This is a genomic window from Floricoccus tropicus (assembly GCF_001832905.1).
GTDB lineage: Bacteria > Bacillota > Bacilli > Lactobacillales > Streptococcaceae > Floricoccus > Floricoccus tropicus.
Genome location: NZ_MKIR01000004.1, coordinates 193,190 through 214,969 on the forward strand (window position 1 = coordinate 193,190; position 21,780 = coordinate 214,969).

The 21,780-nt window shown below is 31.3% G+C and carries 21 protein-coding genes; 7 read left to right on the top strand and 14 right to left on the bottom strand.

Annotated features, from left to right (window positions below; translation table 11 throughout):
* The 3 genes from BG261_RS03220 to BG261_RS03230 form a co-directional block, all read right to left on the bottom strand.
* Positions 1-789, bottom strand: coding sequence for a phosphotransferase family protein (locus BG261_RS03220; protein ID WP_070791748.1), 789 nt, complete (start codon positions 787-789; stop codon positions 1-3).
* A gap of 85 nt (positions 790-874) precedes the next feature.
* Positions 875-1,912: an ABC transporter permease gene (locus BG261_RS03225; RefSeq protein WP_070791749.1), complete on the bottom strand. Its 1,038-nt coding sequence runs from the start codon at positions 1,910-1,912 to the stop codon at positions 875-877.
* Positions 1,905-2,642: an ABC transporter ATP-binding protein gene (locus tag BG261_RS03230; RefSeq protein WP_070791750.1), complete on the bottom strand. Its 738-nt coding sequence runs from the start codon at positions 2,640-2,642 to the stop codon at positions 1,905-1,907. The genes BG261_RS03225 and BG261_RS03230 overlap by 8 nt, the downstream gene beginning before the upstream one ends.
* Positions 2,643-2,824: 182 nt before the next feature.
* Here BG261_RS03230 and BG261_RS03235 point away from each other — a divergent pair, with 182 nt between their 5' ends.
* The 4 genes from BG261_RS03235 (at position 2,825) to BG261_RS03250 (ending at position 5,261) form a co-directional block, all read left to right on the top strand.
* A complete protein-coding gene (locus BG261_RS03235) occupies positions 2,825-3,229 on the top strand; it encodes an HIT family protein (RefSeq protein ID WP_070791751.1) in 405 nt (134 codons plus the stop codon).
* Positions 3,230-3,247: 18 nt separating this feature from the next.
* Complete coding sequence (locus BG261_RS03240) at positions 3,248-3,526, top strand: hypothetical protein (RefSeq protein ID WP_070791752.1); 279 nt, start codon at positions 3,248-3,250, stop codon at positions 3,524-3,526.
* A gap of 132 nt (positions 3,527-3,658) precedes the next feature.
* The gene (locus tag BG261_RS03245) at positions 3,659-4,180 is read left to right on the top strand and encodes an RNA polymerase sigma factor (protein WP_070791753.1); all 522 of its coding nucleotides are present in this window, start codon (positions 3,659-3,661) and stop codon (positions 4,178-4,180) included.
* Complete coding sequence (locus BG261_RS03250) at positions 4,170-5,261, top strand: hypothetical protein (protein WP_070791754.1); 1,092 nt, start codon at positions 4,170-4,172, stop codon at positions 5,259-5,261. Before BG261_RS03245 ends, BG261_RS03250 begins: the two co-directional genes overlap by 11 nt.
* Before the next feature lie 77 nt (positions 5,262-5,338).
* Here BG261_RS03250 and BG261_RS03255 read toward each other — a convergent pair whose 3' ends face one another.
* The 3 genes from BG261_RS03255 to BG261_RS03265 all read right to left on the bottom strand — a co-directional run bounded on the left by BG261_RS03255 (position 5,339) and on the right by BG261_RS03265 (position 8,516).
* A complete protein-coding gene (locus BG261_RS03255; RefSeq protein WP_070791755.1) occupies positions 5,339-6,658 on the bottom strand; it encodes an APC family permease in 1,320 nt (439 codons plus the stop codon).
* A gap of 102 nt (positions 6,659-6,760) precedes the next feature.
* On the bottom strand, positions 6,761-7,705 hold the full coding sequence (locus tag BG261_RS03260) for a serine hydrolase domain-containing protein (RefSeq protein WP_070791756.1): 945 nt from the start codon (positions 7,703-7,705) through the stop codon (positions 6,761-6,763).
* A 1-nt stretch (position 7,706) separates the two neighbouring features.
* The gene (locus BG261_RS03265) at positions 7,707-8,516 is read right to left on the bottom strand and encodes a CppA N-terminal domain-containing protein (RefSeq protein WP_070791757.1); all 810 of its coding nucleotides are present in this window, start codon (positions 8,514-8,516) and stop codon (positions 7,707-7,709) included.
* Between the two features lie 211 nt (positions 8,517-8,727).
* On the opposite strand from BG261_RS03265, the gene BG261_RS03270 reads away from it, so the two are divergent.
* On the top strand, positions 8,728-9,621 hold the full coding sequence (locus BG261_RS03270) for a sulfite exporter TauE/SafE family protein (RefSeq protein WP_070791758.1): 894 nt from the start codon (positions 8,728-8,730) through the stop codon (positions 9,619-9,621).
* A gap of 125 nt (positions 9,622-9,746) precedes the next feature.
* The gene (locus tag BG261_RS03275; protein WP_070791759.1) at positions 9,747-10,421 is read left to right on the top strand and encodes a CPBP family intramembrane glutamic endopeptidase; all 675 of its coding nucleotides are present in this window, start codon (positions 9,747-9,749) and stop codon (positions 10,419-10,421) included.
* A gap of 52 nt (positions 10,422-10,473) precedes the next feature.
* On the opposite strand, the gene BG261_RS03280 is transcribed toward BG261_RS03275, so the two are convergent.
* The 8 genes from BG261_RS03280 to gla all read right to left on the bottom strand — a co-directional run bounded on the left by BG261_RS03280 (position 10,474) and on the right by gla (position 19,309).
* A complete protein-coding gene (locus BG261_RS03280) occupies positions 10,474-11,328 on the bottom strand; it encodes a helix-turn-helix domain-containing protein (protein WP_070791760.1) in 855 nt (284 codons plus the stop codon).
* A complete protein-coding gene (locus BG261_RS03285) occupies positions 11,312-12,175 on the bottom strand; it encodes an aminoglycoside 6-adenylyltransferase (protein WP_070791761.1) in 864 nt (287 codons plus the stop codon). The genes BG261_RS03280 and BG261_RS03285 overlap by 17 nt, the downstream gene beginning before the upstream one ends.
* 23 nt (positions 12,176-12,198) lie before the next feature.
* Positions 12,199-13,779 carry an ABC transporter ATP-binding protein gene (locus BG261_RS03290; protein ID WP_070791762.1) on the bottom strand — a complete coding sequence of 527 codons (1,581 nt, stop codon included), beginning with the start codon at positions 13,777-13,779 and terminating at the stop codon, positions 12,199-12,201.
* A 126-nt stretch (positions 13,780-13,905) separates the two neighbouring features.
* Positions 13,906-15,486: an ATP-binding cassette domain-containing protein gene (locus BG261_RS03295; protein ID WP_070791763.1), complete on the bottom strand. Its 1,581-nt coding sequence runs from the start codon at positions 15,484-15,486 to the stop codon at positions 13,906-13,908.
* A gap of 112 nt (positions 15,487-15,598) precedes the next feature.
* On the bottom strand, positions 15,599-16,489 hold the full coding sequence (locus tag BG261_RS03300; protein ID WP_070791764.1) for a helix-turn-helix domain-containing protein: 891 nt from the start codon (positions 16,487-16,489) through the stop codon (positions 15,599-15,601).
* The gene (locus BG261_RS03305) at positions 16,473-17,393 is read right to left on the bottom strand and encodes a helix-turn-helix domain-containing protein (protein ID WP_070791765.1); all 921 of its coding nucleotides are present in this window, start codon (positions 17,391-17,393) and stop codon (positions 16,473-16,475) included. Before BG261_RS03305 ends, BG261_RS03300 begins: the two co-directional genes overlap by 17 nt.
* Positions 17,377-18,294 (bottom strand): helix-turn-helix domain-containing protein, encoded by a 918-nt coding sequence (locus BG261_RS03310; RefSeq protein WP_070791766.1) that lies wholly within the window; start codon positions 18,292-18,294, stop codon positions 17,377-17,379. Before BG261_RS03310 ends, BG261_RS03305 begins: the two co-directional genes overlap by 17 nt.
* A gap of 130 nt (positions 18,295-18,424) precedes the next feature.
* Positions 18,425-19,309 carry an aquaglyceroporin Gla gene (gene gla / locus BG261_RS03315; protein ID WP_070791767.1) on the bottom strand — a complete coding sequence of 295 codons (885 nt, stop codon included), beginning with the start codon at positions 19,307-19,309 and terminating at the stop codon, positions 18,425-18,427.
* A gap of 154 nt (positions 19,310-19,463) precedes the next feature.
* Here gla and BG261_RS03320 point away from each other — a divergent pair, with 154 nt between their 5' ends.
* Positions 19,464-21,746: a Xaa-Pro dipeptidyl-peptidase gene (locus BG261_RS03320; RefSeq protein ID WP_070791768.1), complete on the top strand. Its 2,283-nt coding sequence runs from the start codon at positions 19,464-19,466 to the stop codon at positions 21,744-21,746.
* Positions 21,747-21,780: the final 34 nt, after the last annotated feature.

The following is a 21,780-nucleotide window of genomic DNA, read 5'->3' on the forward strand; positions in this document are numbered from 1 at the left end:
CTAAATATTCTCAAAGGCTTCACAAAATTTTCTCAAGCCATAAATTTCTCGGTTGACCCTATAGATATCATCTTCCTTAAAATATAAGGCAATCTGACGGAAGAATGAAAGTTGACCATACCACAAAATACTCTTTAAAAGTTCAGGTCGCAATTTGTATCCTGAATATACAAGCCATGTGTTCCAATTTCTTGGATCAATATAATGTGACAAAATATGCGACACATCCACTAATGGATCCGCAAGCATTGCCGTTTCCCAGTCAACTAGATAAATCTTCTGTGTATTTGAACGAATCCAATTCTTATGATTTACATCACCATGTACAACTACACTTTCTCGCACATCAAAAGGCGGAATATCATCCCTCATTTTGTCAAAGATATTCTTTAAGAATGAATTTTTTTCTATATTTTCATGGCTATCTTGATAACAATCATTTAATAGTTCCGTAGGTCCAAAAGCCAGGTTTCCCATCTTCATAAAAGTATCCACTAAGTTTCTACTTCTATGTAATTTACCAAGGACTATATTAATCTGATTATCTGTCATCTCAGCAGATGTTAAAACTCCACCGTTTATCCACTCTTGAGCACTTAGCGTGTCACCAGTTCGGGTACGGCGACTCCATAAAAGCTTAGGCGCAATTTCTTCCCTTGCAACTGCTGCCAAAAGAGGTGTAGCATTTCGTTTTATGAAGGCCTGTTGAGATCCAAGAGTGCCGTAAAAAGTATTACCAGTTGATCCTTTAACAGGAGTTAACTGCCAATTTTCATCAGATTGTAACATACAAAAAACTTCCTAGATTCTCATGATATCGGTTAATTAGTCTAAAATCAACCTAGTTCCTATTATTGTACCGTTTTAGGATCTTTCAGTCAACCTTGCGACTTGTGTAAAACAACAATACAGCAAGTGTTCCAATTAAAATTAAAGGAACAAAGATTATTTTTTCAAATGTAAAGAGGGCAACTATTGTTTGCACAAGTGCTAAAAGAGTCATCGAGACCATCAGTAATTGCTTAAGACTTGTACTCTTCTCTTCTTTTGAAATTGGATAAATCCTATTTAATACTTGATAGTCATATGACTTCTTGATGGGTATTAATTGAAATAATAGGATGAAATTTATAAATAAAACTCCAACCAATGAAATAATAGGTGATGATACTGCAAATAGTAAGATAATTGACAGGATTCCAAGTCTCATATAAAGCCCAAAATAGTCTCCTGTACGAAGAAAATGACGAGCGAAAAGATATAGATAGGTATTCCTATGTTCTTTTTTAATAACGTTCAATAACTCATCAAAGACTTTTCTTCTTTTAACAACAGGTTTAATCCCTGGAACATCAACAAATTGGCTATAAATTTTCAAAATATTGGTTTGACGTTTTTTCTCATCATCAATAGCTTTATCCCAGTTAAGTAAATTATTTTTAACATAAGAATTAGATTTTTGTATTAATAAAACATATTTTATAGAAGCTAAAATAATTACCTGGATAATAGGTAGCCAGAGTCCAGCCATAAAAGATTTTGCTGATATTGGATAAAGAATTAAGGCCGTTACAAAAAATAAAATCACTGGAAATGTCATAGACTTTTGTACTGAAGATCTGATATGTTGTTTAACCTCTTCTTCTTTTGGTAAAAGAAATTGTTTGTCAGCTTCTTCAATAAATGTTGCTAGATTTCCAAATATAAGAGTCACTAAGGAAATAAGTACAACTATAATCTTACCCCAGAACCAATTTTCTGGAATAGTTCTGACGAATTGTGCATATTGGACCATTAGAAAACCCATCATCAAAAAGAGAAGTATTACAAAATGATCATTGAAGACATAGCGGAGATATTTACTATTTTGCTTGTAAAAATCTTGCCTTCTTTTCGAAAAGAGTTTATGCATGGGCAACACCTTTCGTCAAGGCAATATAAATATCATCAAGACTGGCATTTGGCATCTTGAATTTTTCTCGTAAATCTTCAATTGTTCCATCTCCAACTACTGTTCCATCATGCAAGACAATGAATTTATCACAGAATTTTTCAGCTGTTGAAAGAATATGAGTACTCATAAGGATTGATGCACCTTGAGTTTTCATTTCAATCATTAAATCAATCAAATCTTGAATTGCTAGTGGATCTAAGCCTAAGAACGGTTCATCAATAATGTAAAGGTTTGGATTAGTTAAAAATGCACAAATAATCATAACTTTCTGTTTCATACCTTTTGAAAAGTTTGTCGGAAACCAGTCAAGTTTGTCTGCTAAGCGAAATGTTTCCAAAAGTTTATTTGCGCGTTCAAAAGCTTGTTCCATTGGGATATCATAGGCCATCGCAGTTACTTCAATATGTTCTTTAAGAGTTAGTTCTTCATATAATGAAGGTGTTTCAGGAATAAAGCCTATTTGCTTGCGATATGAATCTACACCATCTGTAATTTTTTTATCATTTATTTTAATTTCACCTGAGTATGGTGTTAGAAGTCCGATAATTTCTTGTATAGTTGTTGATTTACCTGCACCATTTAACCCTATTAGTCCGACTAATTGTCCATTATCTATATTAAAGTTAACATCTTTTAGAACTTGTGAACCAAAGTATCCACCAGATAAATTTTTTACTTCTAAAGTCATAGTTTCTCCGTTTTTATTATTATAATGCCTAGAAAATCTGGGCCATGTATGGTTAAGTTGTAATTTATTGTTTAAGAATCTTTTTGTTAATTTTTCAGTACTGAATAGCTCTTTTTTCTTTACAAGACTTATTGTTAAGCTTTTGCTATAATATAATTATAACAAATTCTGGGAGAAAATTTATGAACGACTGTATTTTCTGTAAAATTGTTGCTGGTGAAATTCCTTCATACAAAGTATATGAAGACTATGACGTGCTTGCATTTTTAGATATAACTCAAACTACACCTGGACATACTTTAGTTGTTCCTAAAGAGCATAGTAAAAATGTTCTTGCAATGACTGAAGAACAAGCAAAAACTTTGTTCGCTAAGGTTCCTGCTATTGCGCGTGCAGTAAAGGAAAAGACTGGTGCTACAGGTATGAATATTTTACAAAATAATGAAGAAATTGCTGGGCAAACTGTTTTCCACACTCATGTCCACTTAATTCCTCGTTATGATACTGCTGATGGTCTTAAGATTGAATTTACTAACAATATGGACAAATTTGATTTAGCTGAACTAGCTGAAAAAATCCGTTTCTAAGACATTAAGGAGGATTTTATGTTTGAAGGTATTAAAAAATATTTCGTTGGTATTGGGCAAGATTTAAAGGCTCAAGCTACTAACATCAAGGATTTATGGGATGGTGCACACGATATTAGTGACGATAAGAAAAAACTTGATCACCAACTAGTAGATGTTAAAGTCGCTATGACTCAACTTGATAGATCATATAAAGAGTACCGTCTGCAGGTTGATCCACGTCTTGATGAAATGAAAAAAATTACCAATCGAATGAAAGAAACATTTGATAATTCACCATTTGGTGGTAAAAAATAATCTTAGTTTTTCTATAAATGAATTAAACTTAAAAGTACCAAGTTTAATTCATTTTTTGTTGTTTATTTTTTTAAACTTTTTATGAAACTTTCTAGGTCTTATTTCCGTCTAATATATAGTAAGGAGAATAGTATGGATAAAAAACGGGAAATTTACTTAGTGAAAAAAGCTCGAAAGAAAAATGGTGATGCTTTTTGTGAGCTCACTAAATCTTACGAGAAGATTCTTTATAATTCAGCATATAAAATATTATTGAACAATGATGACGTACTTGATTGTCTCCAAGACACCCAAATTAGTGCTTGGTTAAATATTAAAAAATTAAAGGATAATTCAGCCTTTAAATCATGGATATTTAAAATCATGATAAATAAGGCAAATGATATATTAAGAAAAAATAAAAAAATTATCGATTTCAATAAAAATGGCTTTGAAAACATCTCTGAACCATCATATAGTATTGAAATGTATGAACAAATTAGCGAACTTTCTGAGCTATATCGCATCCCAATAGTCCTCTACTACTACTCAGGGTTTTCTATTAAAGAAATCGCAGATCTAACCAATACTTCAAGCAATACTGTGAAGACTCGACTTGCCAGAGCCCGAGGTAAGTTAAAAATACAAATGGAGGATGATAGTTATGAGAGATGAAAAAAATGTTCTTAATTTTTTAAAAGAAGAAAATGATGTCCCAAAAGATATTGCTGATAAATTAGACGAAGATAGAATTTCTATTTTTAAAAATAATATAGGATCAAAAAAATACACAAATAAAAAATATATTTTTATTCTTTTAACCGCAGCAATAATATCCATTTTTATATTATTTAATCATGAAATCGCCTCTGCTTTCATGGATATCTTTGGAATTAGTAATGATATCGCTGTGTCTAAGGTTGAAGAAAAAGGAATAGACACTTCTCAAGACATCATAAGCGAAAGTAATTCAAAAAAAATAACTTTGACAAAATTTGTATCCACACCAAAAAAATACGCATTCGATTATAAAATTAAACTTTCAGATGATGAACTAAATACAATCAAAGAATTAATAAATAAACAAAAGGAATTTGATCCCAAACATCGTGAAGAGTATCAAGACATTGAATATACATTATCTGATTCAACAAATAAATCCGAAGAGACAGAAGGTGGATATTTCACATATTCTACGTATCGTATAGAAGGAAATACCTTATATGGATCTGTAATCTCAACATTTACTAGTGATAGAATAGCTGAAGAGGCAAAGTTGTTTCTTAACATTAAAAGCCTTTCATGGGGTGATTACGAAATATTAAATAGTAACATTCAAAACGGTGAGCCTCCTTACGAACTTCCAACTGCTTTAAAATTTGAAGGAGATTGGATTTTCAAAATTTCTAATAAACCAGTTATTAATAAGTCTAAAGTTAAAATTTTTGATGATCGCAATATAAATAATATATCAGTAGATAATGATGCCTTACAAACTACAGTTAAATTTTCAATAAAAAATGAAACATCCAAACCATACTATGTAGAAGTTTATAATGGAGAAAAAGTAGTGAAACCAATTATTGAATCTACAGAGGAAAGCAATGGAGATTTACAATCTTTTGAAATCACTATTGATTTTAGCTCCTATGATAAATCTTCTATCTATAAATTTGATGTTAAGGAAGTAAATGACATCAATACATGGGAAATGGGAGAAACAAAAGGAAGTTTTAAAATCCGTAATGTAAAATAATTTTTAATATAAGTTTTGTATTTTCAATCTAAATATATATCATAAAATAACCTTGGAAGGTTAAATGTCTTCCAAGGTTATTTTTTATTCTTAACGGTTAAATAGTAAGCCGGTATTCCAAGTAATGTTGCTCCTATTCCTATCATTGATAGGATAAAATTTGTTGTTAACGAGCTATACATAATATATAAAGCACCAACTATTGCAATTATTGGAACTAATGGATATCCAATTACCTTATATGGTCTGTCAGCATTAGGCATAGTCTTTCTGAACTTAAAGACTGCAATAAATAATAAAAGTGAAAATCCCCAAGTAACAAAAATGACTAAGTCAGTTAGCATATCGAATTGTTTAGTCAAAATCATTAATGATGACATAACTCCGATAATCAATGAAGCATTGAAAGGACTTGAAAATCGATTTAGCTTTTGGAAAAACTTATATTTTGGTAAATTTTCTTCAAGAGCAATGGCGTATGGCACGCGTACAGCAGAAAAGGTATAACCATTCATAGCACCATATACAGATATCAAAATTCCAATTGTTACAAGTTTGCCCCCAAAATTTCCAAAAATCATTTGAGCCACTTCACTTGCCGTATTTTTATTTCCAGCAATTGCTTCAACTGGCATAAATTTAAGCATTACAAAACTTATAGCTATATAAATAAACATTATTAGACTAAGTCCACCAATTATGGCCTTAGGAAGATCACGCTCAGGGTGCTTCATCTCACCTGCTATATTTCCTACACCAATCCATCCATCAAATGCAAACATACTTGCTACTATTGCTCCTCCAAGCCCAGTAACAAAATTAATGTCTTTTCCAGCAGTGAATGGAAATAATGAAAAATGAACTTCTGCTTTTGAAAGTAAACCAAAAATAATAATTAAAGCGATTGGAATCAATTTCAACACTGTAAATAATGATTGACTAAAACTAGCTACTCTAGTTCCTAGCGAATTTAAGGCAATAATTGATACAAGAATTATTAAGCTAATAAAAATAATATTATCGCCTTGCTTCATTCCAAATAAATTTGTAAATTGAGTTGCCCATATAATTGCCAAAGCTGCGATTGAGGCTGGGTAGTAAATCAAAGTCTGAATCCAAGCAAAGAGATAACCGACTAACCCACCATATGCCTTTTCAAGATACTTTACTGCTCCACCAGTCTCAGGAAACATGGTAGCCAATTCAGCGACCGTAAGTCCACCAGCAACTGTAAAAGTTCCAGCTAATATCCAAGCAAGAATTATTAAATTCGCACTCCCCGTTCGTTCAGCCATTGAGGCTATTTTAAAGAATACACCAGCCCCAATAACTGTTCCAACAACAGTAGACAGAGCACCCATCAAACCAACTTCTCGTTTGAGCTCATTTTTATCCATTAAATTATCTCTCCCTAATTTTTGTCAATAATGATCAGAACACTATTATTTTCATTATTCTATCAAAATATTAATGAAAATAAAATGAATTTTTTCACTTCTTTATAATTCATTTATCATTATATCAATTAAAAGATCACGGTCTTCTATCCACTTTGCTCTTTCATCCTTTAAATGAACTCTATTACTTAAAAAGATTATCGCTTTTTTCTTTTTTAAATTAATGAGTATAAAGGTACCAGTATATCCTGTATGAAGTAACCATCCATTTCTTAAATCCCAAGCTAGACTTCTCTCCTTATTCTGCATTGAAAAATTTTCATTCAGCTTTTCAATATTATCTAAAAAATAAGATTCATTAAATAAATAATTTCTGACAAATTTTTCTAAATCTACAAGGCTTGAGAATATTCCTGCACTACCTGCATGGACCCCAAGTAATCTTGCTTTTGGATCATGAATTTGCCCTCTTGGGATATCTAGGGAAGTAAGAACTGCATTTTCAACTGGTCCATAGGACGTTTCACTCATTTCAAAAGGTACAAATACTTCTTCATGAATAATATCCTTTAAATTTTTTCCATAAATTTCTTCAAGCATGAAACCTAAAAGAAGAAAATTAACATCGGTATACTTGAATTTTTTATCCGGAGCAATACTAATATTATTCATTGCTTGCTTTAATTCTTGAGCGTTAAGGCTATCACGATTTTCAATATACGGATCGACCCCAGTTGTATGGGTCAAGAATTCAACCACTTTCAATTTGTCATCATGAAAGGCTGGATAATAATCTTTCAGAGATTTATAAATATCAATATTCCCTCTAAAATAATCCCTAATTATTATGGTACCAACGCCTACAACCTTACTTACACTTGCCAAATCATAAATTAAGTTTGGTCTCGTAAACTTCTGAAAAGGTTTAACTTGTTGATTTCCTAGAAAATATCTATGAGTTATATTTCCATCAATAGTTGCAAAAGAAGCGCCTGGAAAGACGCCAGACGCTATATATTCTTCTATTTTTTTGATTGTTTCTTGCATTTTAAGACTTTACCTTACTTCTTTGAAACCATGTTTCAATGCCTGAATTGTCTTTAACACTTAATATTTTACCTGGTTTATCAACATAAGTTTCATAACCATATGCTTCAAAACGTTCATTTGCTTCTTTTAAGTCAAAATCTTCAGGAACATTCAACTCTAAAATTTCTAAATCCCATGTGTCCGCAGCATCTACAAGTAAGTCAGCTCCGTTTGATTCAATAAAATTAATACGAACAAATGGTAAAGTAATTGTATTTCCTACCGGCATAATACCAAATACTTTAATATAAAATTCCATCGCCTTATCAATATCAGGAACATTAATATCTACATCGCTAACACTAAATTCTGATAGACCTCTAAAATTAATATCTGATGCACCTAAATCTTTAATGTTCACTTCAAATTGTTCTAAATTTGACAGGTTATCTTCAGAATGGATTAAAATCAAATCGTTTTCTGGAGAAGTTGCCTCGAAAGCATAGCCATTCTTACCTTTATAATATTTTATACCTTGTAAGACATCATGTTTTTTTATTAATTCTAATATTTCATCTTGTTTAGCTTTAAATGACAAACGATTTAATTTCTTAACTCCATCAGAAACTTTCCTCGTCCACATACTTGGAGACTCTTCTAAAATAAGTCTTTCTTCTTTATTGGCATAACCACCAAGTATTACGATAGCATTTTCCTCATATAAATTTTTAAACCCGAAAAACTGTTGGTAAAAGTCGATATTAAGATCTCTGTTGTTTACACGTACAGTGGGAATAAAATTATTTATATCATTTATGATTTTATTCATCACATCTCCTTATGATTGTGCCTAAGCCATAAAAAAAGGGCGATAGTACACCTATAAGCTATATTGTATTTATAATTTACTCTTTTGTCAAAGGATTTAATGTATAATTTTCTTTACAATCTTGTGATAAATAAAGACTAAAAATAGTTTATTTTCTGATAATTATTCAAAATTAATTGACCTTATGAATATTTATCTATAAAATACCATTATGACTGAAAATTTTTTACTACATATTATTAAAATCATTGTTATTATATCTATCTTTTTTACAGCATATACAATTTTCAAACATGTATATGCTAAAAAAATCAATATTGTTGGAACACCTAAAAAATTCATTACGGCTTTTTCAATAGGTTTTATTACTGATTTACTTGATACATGGGGTATTGGCTCTTTTGCTACAACAACTACTCTTTTCAAAGCAACTAAATTTATAAAAGACGACAAATTCTTGCCTGGAACTATGACCGTAGCACATGCAATTCCAGTATTATTTGAAGCATTATTTTTCATCACGGCGGTAAAAGTTGAGATGCCAACACTTATTTTGATGACATCTTCAGCGATTCTTGGAGCATTCCTCGGAACACGAGTTACGAAAAACTGGAATGCCAAGCTTGTCCAAAGAACTTTAGGATTTCTTCTTTTAATTGCTGCTATCGTAATGATTATAAGAATGATATTTGATCCAGGAACAAGTAATTCTATGGAAGTTCATGGACTTCATGGTGCATGGCTAATCGCTGGAATCATCTTCAACTTTACCTTAGGAATCCTAATGACCATGGGGCTTGGAAATTATGCACCTGAACTTGTATTCTTTTCACTTGCTGGAGTAAACCCTTTGATAGCATTACCTGTAATGATGCTTGATGCCGCAATGGTCATGGTTACTAGCTCGCAAGAATTCATAAGACGGGATCGTGTTGAATGGAACGGACTTCTTGGAATGATTCTTGGTGGAATTGTAGGAGTATTTATCGCAGCTAAGGTGGTAACTGGAATTGATATTGAATTACTCAAAAAAATAACAATTGTAATCGTAATTTATACTGGAATTTCTTTGATACATAGCTCCTTCAAAAAGAAAATTCAATAAAGCTTTTCAAAATAAAGTTATATGAAAATGTATAACTTAAATTCAAGATAGTAAATACTAAAACTAAATGCCAGATACGGCTTTTTTTTATATACAAATTTAATTTACTCTGCTAAAATACAAGCATGAATATACTAAAAAAAATTATAAACTTTCTTAAGATTGTTATATGGAAAGCAAATTGGATTGGACTTTTTATTTTAAGTCAAGTTCCAATGGTTCTTTTGACACTAGTACCAAAATTTACAAGTCCACCAATATCCAACATTATATTTATAATCGGACTTCTGATTACAATAATAGCAACTTACTATTATGCTATATATTTGCAGATAATACCTAAAATAAATATTTATTACTTTAAGCTAGGCAAGATTGCTCAAGGATTTATTATCCTATTTATTGCTTCAGCAGCATCTGGAATTATTTCACAATTTCTAGGAAGTACGGATACTGCAAATCAGACAACTCTTAATGAACTAATGTCTAAAGTTCCTTTCTATGCTTTTGCACTGGCAACTATCTCAGCAGGTTTTTTCGAAGAACTAGTATTTCGTGCTGGTATTTTCGAACTTCTATTGCCAAAACATCCTAAAACTGCAGTTATTGTGTCTATGCTAATATTTGCATTACTGCATATCCATGGTTCGAGTGATTTGCTAAGTCTCATTCCATACTTAGCGATGTCTGCTGCTCTTACAATACCTTATTACAAACATCGAAATATATATGTTAACATGTCAGTTCATGCGCTATGGAATTGCATGGTAACATTTGCTACTATGTCCATGCTAGGATAGAAAAATACCAAATCGATTCTGATTTGGTTTTTTAGTACATCTATGAAGTATATTATATTTCCAATTCATTTAATTCTTCTCTTAATCTTTTTGAAATGGCTGGAAAATCTAATTTTTCATAAGTAGTAACGATCTCTTGCATTTTTAATTTTAATTCTTCTTTTTTTGTTTGAGTATCAGCAAAACTAAACAAAAATATTTGTTTGATAAAATCAAAAACTATTTTTTCAATTGTAAATCCTTCTGATATATTTTCTTCAACTACCCTTTGATAAAAGAGGGCTTTAACCCTTTCATCATGTTTAATCATAAAGCGATAAACATTTATTAAAATTGTTAGAAAAAGTTTCTTATTCTGATATATATCTTTATAAAAATTAGTGCGTGAAATCATTTCTTTAGCTAAAGTATCTACTGCGTCAATTTTTAATTTTGAGAGTGTATCGTTAAAAAGCAACAACTCATAGAAAGTCCAATTATCTACTGCCATCAAATAATTAATTACAAATTTTTTATCGTCATCTGATAATTTTCCTTGAAAATTTCGTATATAGATTTGATTAATCTTATCAGTAAAGTTTGGATTATTTTTTGCGAGTTCAATATCTAACATATTTTGTAGAGCATTTACATTTTGGAATTGAGCTGCCTTAATTGCCTTGTCATAAAATTCGTGAAAAGTTGGCTGCTGATAAGCATTTGCCATATAAGAAAATTCTTCAAAGGTCATATTTAGACGATCAATCACAGATAAAAGCCGATCAAAGGATAAAACTGTCTCACCACGTTCAAACTTAGAGAGTTGCGCAAGAGTTACTTGCTTATTTGCTAAGTCCTTAAGTTTTAAACTACGTGCTTTTCTGACATCTCTAAAAAACTCACCAATTTCCTCATTTGATAATCTCATCAGTCACTCCCATGGATTGTAAATATTTCACTGGAACATCACTCAAATTAAGCAAATTATCCATTGTATAAATACTTAACTTATCAAGCTCTTTTAAATACTTAATTTCTAAGTTTTTCAATGTTCTCAATGCTGAAAATATTTTTTGCTTGCTACTGGTATTATATGACTCCTTAAGCAATCTCGCATCTTCCATATCAATAAAATCTAAAATTTTATTATTTGCCTTGCCAAGATTCCTTTCAAAACCATATTCAAAGCCAATATTCCAAGATATAAGCAAGATCAACTCGTCTCTAACAAGATTTAATATCTCTTGACTATAAAGAAATTGTCCCCTCAGATTCGCCTTTAATACATTATTAAATTGCCAGTAAAATTCTTTAACAGAATTTTCAACTTCAACCTGACTTGGTTTCATAAGATAATAATCGCGAGAATTGGGAATAATTTCTGAATCAATTAATCCTTTTTTATCCAAAATAATTTTAGTTAGGCTATCTTCTATAAGATAATTTTTGAGTAAAGACATATCCATTATTTGTAAGTCTAAACGATTACCATCTTCGTATTGAACTAAGTATGTATATCCCTCTTTATTGGGATACTTAAGAATACCAGCTTGTCCCTCACCATCGGGTTCAGTCATAATCATTATTTTTCCAAAGCGTTCAAGAAAAGAAGGATTATCACGATACTTTTCTACATCATTTGTAAAAAAAACTAAATCATAATCTTGAAATTTATCTGGTGTGACTTCTGGATTCACCCGCGAACCATTCATGGCCACAAGTTCAATATCTGTCGCTTCCTTATAGTAATCCTCTATCTTTTCAAAAAAAGTCATTTGATTGCTCCTTTAAAACTATTTTACCTCAACTCAACAATCTGGTCAAAATCCTTTTTGCTTTCTTCCCGTAAATGGTGGGTAATCATGATAACAGTTTTATCTTTCATCTTAAGAATTGTATCTTCAACCTTCCTTGCATTTTCTTTGTCCAAACTACTTGTACCTTCATCAATTAAGAAAATATCACGATTAAAAAGTAATGCCCTTGCTAGTGATAGTCTTTGAGCTTGTCCACCGGATAAATCTCCTGTATCTTTAAGAATTGTATCATAACCATCTTCTAGACTTTCAATGTAATCTGTAATTTGAGCTCTATCTGTGGCTTCACTAATTTCTTGATCAGTAAACTCTAATCCCAGTGTTAAATTATTTCTCACCGTGTCAGAAAATATATGATTAGATTGATCTACTATTGAAATATTATTGTGTAGACTTGAAACATTTAACTCACTATATGAATCATTATCAAAATTCAAATTTCCTTGGTACTTTCTTAAATCTCCTATCAAAAGTTTCAAGAGCGTAGTCTTTCCTGATCCACTTGATCCTATTAGTGCGTATTTTTTGCCTTTAGAAAAAGTAAATGATGGGTAGGTAATAGTTGATTTATCATTGTATTTGTAAGCCAGATTATTGGAGCTTATAAGATTATCAAAGTCTTTAGATATACCTGAATCATCTCTTTCAACGACCGGATATTTATCAAGAATATTACCATTAGCTTTTGCGCGTGAATATGCTCCGACCATTACTTGGATACTATTGTAAAGAGAGCTTGAAAGGTTTCCACCAGTCATAATTGCCCCAACAGTCAATGAGCCTGCTAAAATGTAGTAACCAGTCATTCCAATAATCGTCATTTGAGCTATGATATTAAGGAATAAAATCAGAACCATCATTGCTGCTTGAACCTTGGCTTGTTTAACTTTTGAATCTTTCAATTCCTCATACTTGTTTTTAATTTTTTCAATTAAAATTACAGTCCTTTCATTATGAAATAATAAGTCAAAACCAGTTAGGTAGTTATTAGAAATTGAAGTAAATGACTCATTTTTTTCAGAAATATTTTCTACAGCCTTTCTCATTTTCTTATCAAAAATACTTGGAGCTACCGCCATGATTATACCCAAGATAATTGCAGTAATCGTAATCGTCCAATTAAGCTGTGTCAAGGCAGCAACTGTAAGGATTATAGCAACTATATTTTCAATAATACTATAGTAATTTTTAAATCCTTCTGCCTCGACCATAGCCATATCATTTGTAAGCCATGAAACATACTCTTCCGATTTATGCGAATGAAATTGCTCGTAGTCCATGTTAGAAACATTAGTCAATATATCTTCCCTGATATCATTGACTTGCTTTTGTGTAATGTCGGCCTGCAATACCTGAGCGAGATTTCCAACAATAATCATAACAATAAACAAAACTCCCATAAGAATTACAATCTTGATAAAGTCTCCTTGCTTATGATTAGATAGAAAATTCATCATAGGTATTAATAATAAACTGGTAATTGTATCTATACCTGTTTGAATCACCAAAAGTACTATTAGCAATAAGTTCAGTCCTTTGTGTTTTAGAAAATATTTTTTCATGTCTTTCTCCTATCATCGCTTGATAGACATAGTATAGACTACAAAATTAACTAAAAAGGAAAATTATCATATTTAATAATTTTCCTTTAATTTCTTACTATTTTTATTGAATATCGTGATTTTTAACTAAGAAAGTTCAATAATCTCATCAAAATCTTTCTTACTTTCCTCACGCAGATGATGAGTAATCATGATAACCGTCTTATCTTTCGTCTTAAGAATAGTATCTTCAACCTTCCTTGCAATCTCCTTATCTAAACTACTTGTACCTTCGTCTATTAAGAAAATATTACGATTAAAAAGTAATGCCCTTGCTAGTGATAGTCTTTGAGCTTGACCGCCAGATAAATCACTTGTGTCTTTAAGAATGGTTTCATATCCGTTTTCTAGACTCTCAATGTAATCTGTGATTTGAGCTTTATCTGTGGCTTCTTTAATTTCTTGATGAGTAAATTCTAATCCCAAAGTTAAATTATTTCTCACCGTGTCAGAAAATATATGACTGGTTTGATCTACTATTGAAATATTATTGTGTAAACTTGAAACATTTAACTCACTATATGAATCATTATCAAAGTTTAAATTTCCTTGGTACTTTCTTAAATCTCCTATCAGAAGTTTAAAAAGTGTAGATTTCCCTGATCCACTTGATCCTATTAGTGCGTATTTTTTGCCTTTAGAAAAAGTAAATGATGGGTAAGTAATAGTTGATTTGTCGTTGTATTTGAAAGTCAGATTTTTGGAACTTATGATATTATCAAAGTCTTTTGAAATGCCTAAATCATCTCTTTCGACAACTGGATACTTATCAAGGATATTACCATTAGCTTTTGCGCGTGAGTATGCTCCCACCATGGTTTGGATAGTATTGAATAAAACACCTGATAGATTAACTGATACCATAATGGCTCCAATAGGTAACTTACCTTGAATTATATAATAACCTGTTAAGCCAAGCATTGAACATTGAGCGATAACATTTAAGAGCAGTATTACAACTATCATGCTAGCTTGTACCTTAGACTGTTTAACTTTTGCCTGTTTTAGATCCGTGAAGGAAATTTTTATTTTCTCTATTAAAAGCTTAGTTCTTTCATTGTGAAAAAGTAAATCAAATCCAGTTAAATAATTATTTGAAATGAAAGTAAATTTTTCATTCTTTTGAGATATATTTTTAACAGCTCTTCTCATCTCGTCGTCAAATATTCTTGGTGCAGTAGTCATGAGGAGTCCAAGTACAATTGCTACTATCAAGATAGTATTATTTAGCTTAAACAATGCAAGAGCAGTTAAAATAACAGTAATTATACACGTTATAATGTTATAAAAATTAGCAAATCCTTCAGTCTCAACCATACTCATATCATTTGTAATCCAAGAAACATAATCGGAAGATTTTCTCGAATGAAATTCTTCATAATTCATATTAGAAACACTGGTCAATATATCTTCTCTGATATCATTTACCTGCTTTTGCGTCACTATAGTTTGTACGACAGTCTGAAAATAATTAGCTAAAACTAGTACAACAAAGATAACCACAAAAATAAGTAAAATCCTTAAAAACTGATTGACATTCTTGTCTGTCATTGCTTGCATTAATGGTATTAAGAGCATACTATTTATAGTCTGTGCTCCTACTGTAATAGTAGTTAGAATTATTAGTATAAAGTTCAGTATCTTATGCTTCAAAAAATATTTTTTCATATCTATACCCTTCTTTTCTTTTTATGGGCTAAGTATATATGAAAAATATGTTAAAAAAAGAAATTACCATATATGATAATTCCAGATTATTTATTAAAATATTTTCTCAAATTTAAGAATTTTTGTCTTCAAGATACTTCAAAAAAAATTCAAACTCTCTTTGGAACCCTAATGATAAATCATCAAGACCAATAATATTAAGAGACCTTATTACTTCATTCATTTCAAATAGAGCAGCTTTCTCATTATTAATATGATAATCATAAAATAAATTCAGCATTTTCATATTTATTCTATAACTCACCATATCTTTAGTGAGTAAAGACTCAATTTTTTTCCGGAAAAAAAGACATTTCTTTTTATCTTTTTCATTAATAAATCTAATATAAATAAACATTAGACTAGTCACCACAGATTCTCTATGTTTACTATTCTCTATATAAAATGTTGTCCTTGCTATCATCTCATTTGCTAGTGTGAATAGACTCTCATTTTTAATAAAAAATGTTAAATCTCTAAACAATTCCACTTCAAATATTGTCCACTCATCTATTGCCATTAAATAATCAGTAGCAAAAAGTATATCTTCATTTGTTAGAGCAAGGTACTTCTCCCTATATCTTGCAACTTGAATCAAATTCGCTTGAACAATTATATATTGAAGTCTCTGATATGTTGTCAGATCCTTGTTTTCATATTCCTTGAGCATATTTTCTAAGGCAAATATATTTTTTTCATTGTAGGCAATTGAAATTTTACGTCTAAAGTTTTGATTATTATTTCTTGAATATCCATTCATTGCTGAAGTAAATTCTTCAATTCCCATATTCATAGCTTCAATCGTTGCAAATAATTTCTCAAATGATAATACTGTCTCTCCACGCTCAAATCTTGAAAGCTGTGAAACTGTGACTTGTTCACTTGCTACATCCTTTAAAGTCAACCCTCGAGCTTTCCGTATTTCCCTGAAAAAAATCCCAAGTTCTTCATTCGTCATCTTCATTGATCTGCTCCTTTAAAGGATATTTTTTTAAAATCAAATCATATTCAAATTGTAAGTGAGATGAAGTCCCATTAAGTTTTAATATTTTTACACCCGAAATTATTTTTTCCATTTCCTCCAGTGCTTGAAGTGATTGATTAATAATATAATCTTCCATACAAGTTGCAAAATCAAAGAATATCTTACAAGATATAAACTCCGATTCTGATGAACTAGATAAGATTTCTTCTATTTTTTTCCTATAAAAATGATAGCTATTATCCTTATTGAGAATCATCAAACAATATATATTGCATAGACAACTGAAGATAGCTTCTTTATTCTCATGTATATCTTGATAGTATGTATCACGGAAAATCATATCTTTGGCCAAGGTATTTATTGTCTCTATATTAATGAAATACATAATTTGATTAAGTAGTAATACTTCATAGTTAGTCCATATATCCACCGACATCAAATAATCTGCTACAAAATCCGCATCTTCCTTAGAAACTTTATATTCGCTTCCGATAAAACGGTTTAAATTTCTTAGATATGTGTCAATTAAAATTTTTTTCATTCTCTCGTCAGTTGTTGGAGTTTCAATTGATGAATATTTTTCTCTTAATTGTAATAAGTAATTATCATTTTTTCTTCCTTGAGCATCATTTAACTTACTTATGAAAGTCTGAAAGTCATTTAATTCGTAACCATTCATTGCATATGCAAATTCTTCAATACTCATATTTAAGGCATTAATTACAGAAAAGAGTCTGTCAAATGATAAAGCACTTTCTCCACGTTCAAACTTAGATAGTTGAGCAGCTGTTACAGTATCAGAGGCTACATCATTTAATGTCAGCTTGCGAGCTTTTCTTATTTCCCTAAAAAATAAACCTAGTTCTTCATTTGTCATTTTCATATCTTATCGTTTTCTCCTGTAATTGTGCTAACAAACCATCATACTGTGATTTAAGGTGTGAAGAAATTTTAAATAACTCTAACTTACTTGTATAGTCTATAATATTTTCCATTTTATAAAGACCATCTTGGGAGTTATTGAATGTATAATCTTCAAAAGCTCTAGCAAAATCAAAATATATTTTTTCTTCTACAAGTCCAGAGTAATCACTGAGCATTTCAGAAATCCTATTTTTAAAAAACCTACAACTCTGTCTATCAAACTCTAAAATCATTCTACAGTATATATTTATCAAAATAACTACACTAAATTGCTTATTATTTAAAATGCCAGAATAAAAAGAATCACGATATATAAGTTCCTTTGCTAATGTTTTAACCGTTTCAATGTTCATCATCCACATAATCTCACTAAAAAGAACCATATCATACATAGTCCACTCATCAATAGACATTAAATAATCTGCAACAAAACGAATATTATCAGCTTCAATTTGAAAAGTTTCTTTTGAATATTTATTTAATTTGTAAAGAGCAGTTGATACAAATATTTTTTTGATTCTATCATCACTAGTAAGATTTTCTAAATTACGATACTCGTCAAACATTTTTTGTAACCGACTGATATCTCTTTGGTCATATGCTTCAGATATCTGAAGTCCGTATTGGGTCAATTCATCATTTTCATAACCATTAATAGCATAGGAAAATTCCTCAATTGTTAAATGTAAAGCATCAATAATATGAAATAGACGATCAAAAGAAAGAACAGTTTCACCACGCTCAAATTTTGATAATTGAGCAACGGTAATATTGTCCGATGCAATATCATTTAAGGTTAACTTACGTACTTTCCTAATATCTCTGAAAAAAGAGCCTATCTCTTCATTTGTCATTTTCATAATAAATCTCCAATGTCTTTTCATAATTTTATCACAAATGTTTAATGACTGATAGTTAATATTAATCAGAATATATTGAAAATTATTTTTCCATTAAAAAAAACCAACCCAAAGGTTGGTTGATTTAATATTAAGCGTATAGAAGCTTGAATAAAGCTACCGCTGCTACTGATGCTAAGATTGGTGCCACAACTGGAACCCATGCATACCACCATTTGCTATCGCCTTTAGCTTCACCTAATACTGATTTTGGTAATAGGAAGTGAACCAAACGAGGACCGAAGTCACGCGCTGGGTTAAGACCTGGACCAGTAGGTCCTCCAAGTGCAGCTACTAGAGCCATAACTAGGAAACCAAGTGCTACGTGAGCTACTGCTTTTGAAGCAGAGCTAGCACCAACGATTGATGTGATACCTGCTTGAATTTGTTGGTCAGTAGTCATTGTAGCAAGGTTTTGTCCTTGGCTAGTTAATAATTTACCAACTGATTTAACAATCTCAGCACCAAAGAAGTTGCTTGTGATTGAAACAGCAGCAAAGAATAAAACAAATGAACCTACAAACTCGTTAAGGAAACCATTGATTGTTGCTCCACGACGAGCTTCAACTGTTCCGTTATCGATATTATCAATTGTTGAGAAAGTACCCAAAACGTGGTTTGGATTTTCTGTTTTCAAGTAATAAGGACGATATACAGAAACTAAAACTAGTTGTCCGAACATTGCTCCTAAAACTTGTGCAATAATATATTGAGCTACATGTGCCCATGGGAATAATCCTGAAACCGCAAGACCAAGAGTGAAAGCTGGGTTGATGTGGTTACCAGAAACGTTACCAAACATAAGTGCTGGGATCATTACACCCATACCATAACCCCATGCGATTGTCATCCAACCTGAGGCAAAACCTTTAGTACCTTTAAGGTCGACGTTAGCTACCGCACCATTACCTAAAATAATAAGTAAAGCCGTACCCAAGAATTCCGTAATGTACTTGACTGTCCATGTTACATCCATTAAAAAAAACCTCCAAAAATTATCAATTCAAGTAATTCTAACAAGTTAAAAGTCTTTTGTAAAGAACTTCCAGAAGATGAAAACGCTTAAGTTAGTAGAAAGTTTCTGATGTATGATATAATTTTACTAATAATGCATCCAGAAAGGTAAAAGAATGAAATTTAACCAATTTTCGATCGTAAAAAAAGAAAAATCAGAGCAACTTGGTGAACTTAAAAATCTTGGATTTTCAGTAGATAAAAATTTAACAGAAAAAGAAATATTAAATGATTTTCTCGTAAAGATTCCCTTCGATTTATCAACTCTTCAAGCAACAGACTCACTTGATTATTTTGAGTTTATTCAAAGTGATGAAGATTTAACTTGGGATATTTTTTACATACTTGCTCTACAACTTTTAGGGTTTACAGCTCACTTTGATTTCCAAATTAATGATGCGTTGAAATTTATTAAGGAAGTAAATCTTCCAATTTTTGAAGAAGATTCTTCAGTGAATAAAGACAATGTCTGGCAAGCAATATATCTTCTACTGGTAACTCGTACTAAATCAGGAGTTATCCTAATTGAAAAGTTAGTATCAGAAAATTTATTACCTATGGATAATAACTACCACTTCTTCAATGATAAGAGTCTTGCTACTTTCGATACAAGAAACTTAATCAGAGAAGTTGTCTATGTAGAGAGTCCAGTTGATACAGATAATAATATGGAATATGACTTAATCAAAGTTCAGATTATTCGTCCAAAATTTGATGGTAAGCTTCCTTCCGTTATGACAGCTAGCCCTTATCATTTAGGAATTAATATTAAGGCAAATGATGATCAACTCCATGATATGAACGTTGAATTGAGTAAAAAAGAAAGTCATGAAATTAAAGTTACTGACGAAACTTCAGAGTTTCCGAAATTACCTGAGAAAGCTATTCTTATTCCTGAATCTGACGAAACTGAAAAGTTCAGCCATGGTTGGACTTATACTTTAAATGATTATATGCTTGCTCGAGGATTTGCTTCTATCTATGTTGCAGGTGTTGGTACACGTGGTTCTGATGGATTTATGACATCAGGAGACTACCAACAGGTAGCAAGTGTAACTGCAGTAATAGATTGGTTAAACGGACGTGCTAAAGCCTTTACCGACCGCAAACGTACTTCTCGAGTTGTAGCTAATTGGTCAAACGGTAAAGTAGCTATGACAGGCAAGTCTTATCTTGGTACTCTAGCATACGGTGCAGCAACTACTGGTGTTGACGGTTTAGAAGTTATCGTTGCCGAAGCTGGAATAACTTCTTGGTATGACTACTACCGTGAAAATGGAGCAATTTCAAGCCCTGGTGGCTATCCTGGTGAAGACTTAGATGTACTTGCTGCACTAACATATTCAAAAAATCTTGATGCTGCAGATTATCTCAAAAACAATGACTTTTATCAAAAAGAACTTACTCAAATGACCTCTGATAGCGACCGTACCACTGGTGATTATAATCAATATTGGCACGATAGAAACTACAGACCACATATCAATAAAGTTAAGGCAGATATTATCGCTGTTCACGGCTTACAAGATTGGAATGTTAAACCAATCCATGCCTTTGAATACTTAAAAGACCTTCCTGAAAATGTCACTAAGCACGCCTTCCTCCATCACGGAGAACACATCTACATTAATAACTGGCAAAGCCTAGACTTTTCCGAAACAATTAATACTTATTTCACAGCAAAACTTTTAGGCCGTAAGCTCAATCTTGAATTGCCTGAAGTTGTATGGCAGGAAAATAATGTTGAACAGTCTTTCAAATCACTTGATAGATTTGGCGAAAAGGATGCAACTAGCTTTAAGCTTGGCAGTGAAATTTCAAGCTTTGAAAATCAATACGAGCAAGAAAAATACGATAGCTATAGTAAAAACTACCGTACATTTATTACTGACCTCTATACAGATAAGGCTAATGCTTCTGTAATTGATATCAAGATTGATGATGATATTTTAATTAATGGTCAAATTCAGCTTAATTTGAAAGTGAAACTAAATGACAGTAAGGGATTACTTTCAGCACAAGTTCTTGAATATGGTGACAAAAAACGTCTCAATACTTTAGCAACTATGCTTGAACCAAAAGAAATTGATTTAGGTCATAATTTCCAATTCGACGACTTAAAAGAATTGAAACTTGCTGATTCCCCTTATAAATTAGTGTCAAAAGCCTTGTTAAATCTTCAAAACCGTAATGGTCTTCTTCAAGTCGATGAAATACCAGCAGACACATGGATGGATGTAAAGCTTGATCTCCAACCAACAATTTACCAACTGAAAAAAGGTGATAGTCTAAGAGTTATTATATATAGCACTGATTTTGAACTTACAGTCAGAGATAATAGATCTGTAACCTATGAAATAGATTTAAGTCAATCAACAATCACATTGCCACATAGATGAAAAAGATGGCTCTATAATTTCTAGTGTGGGTGGT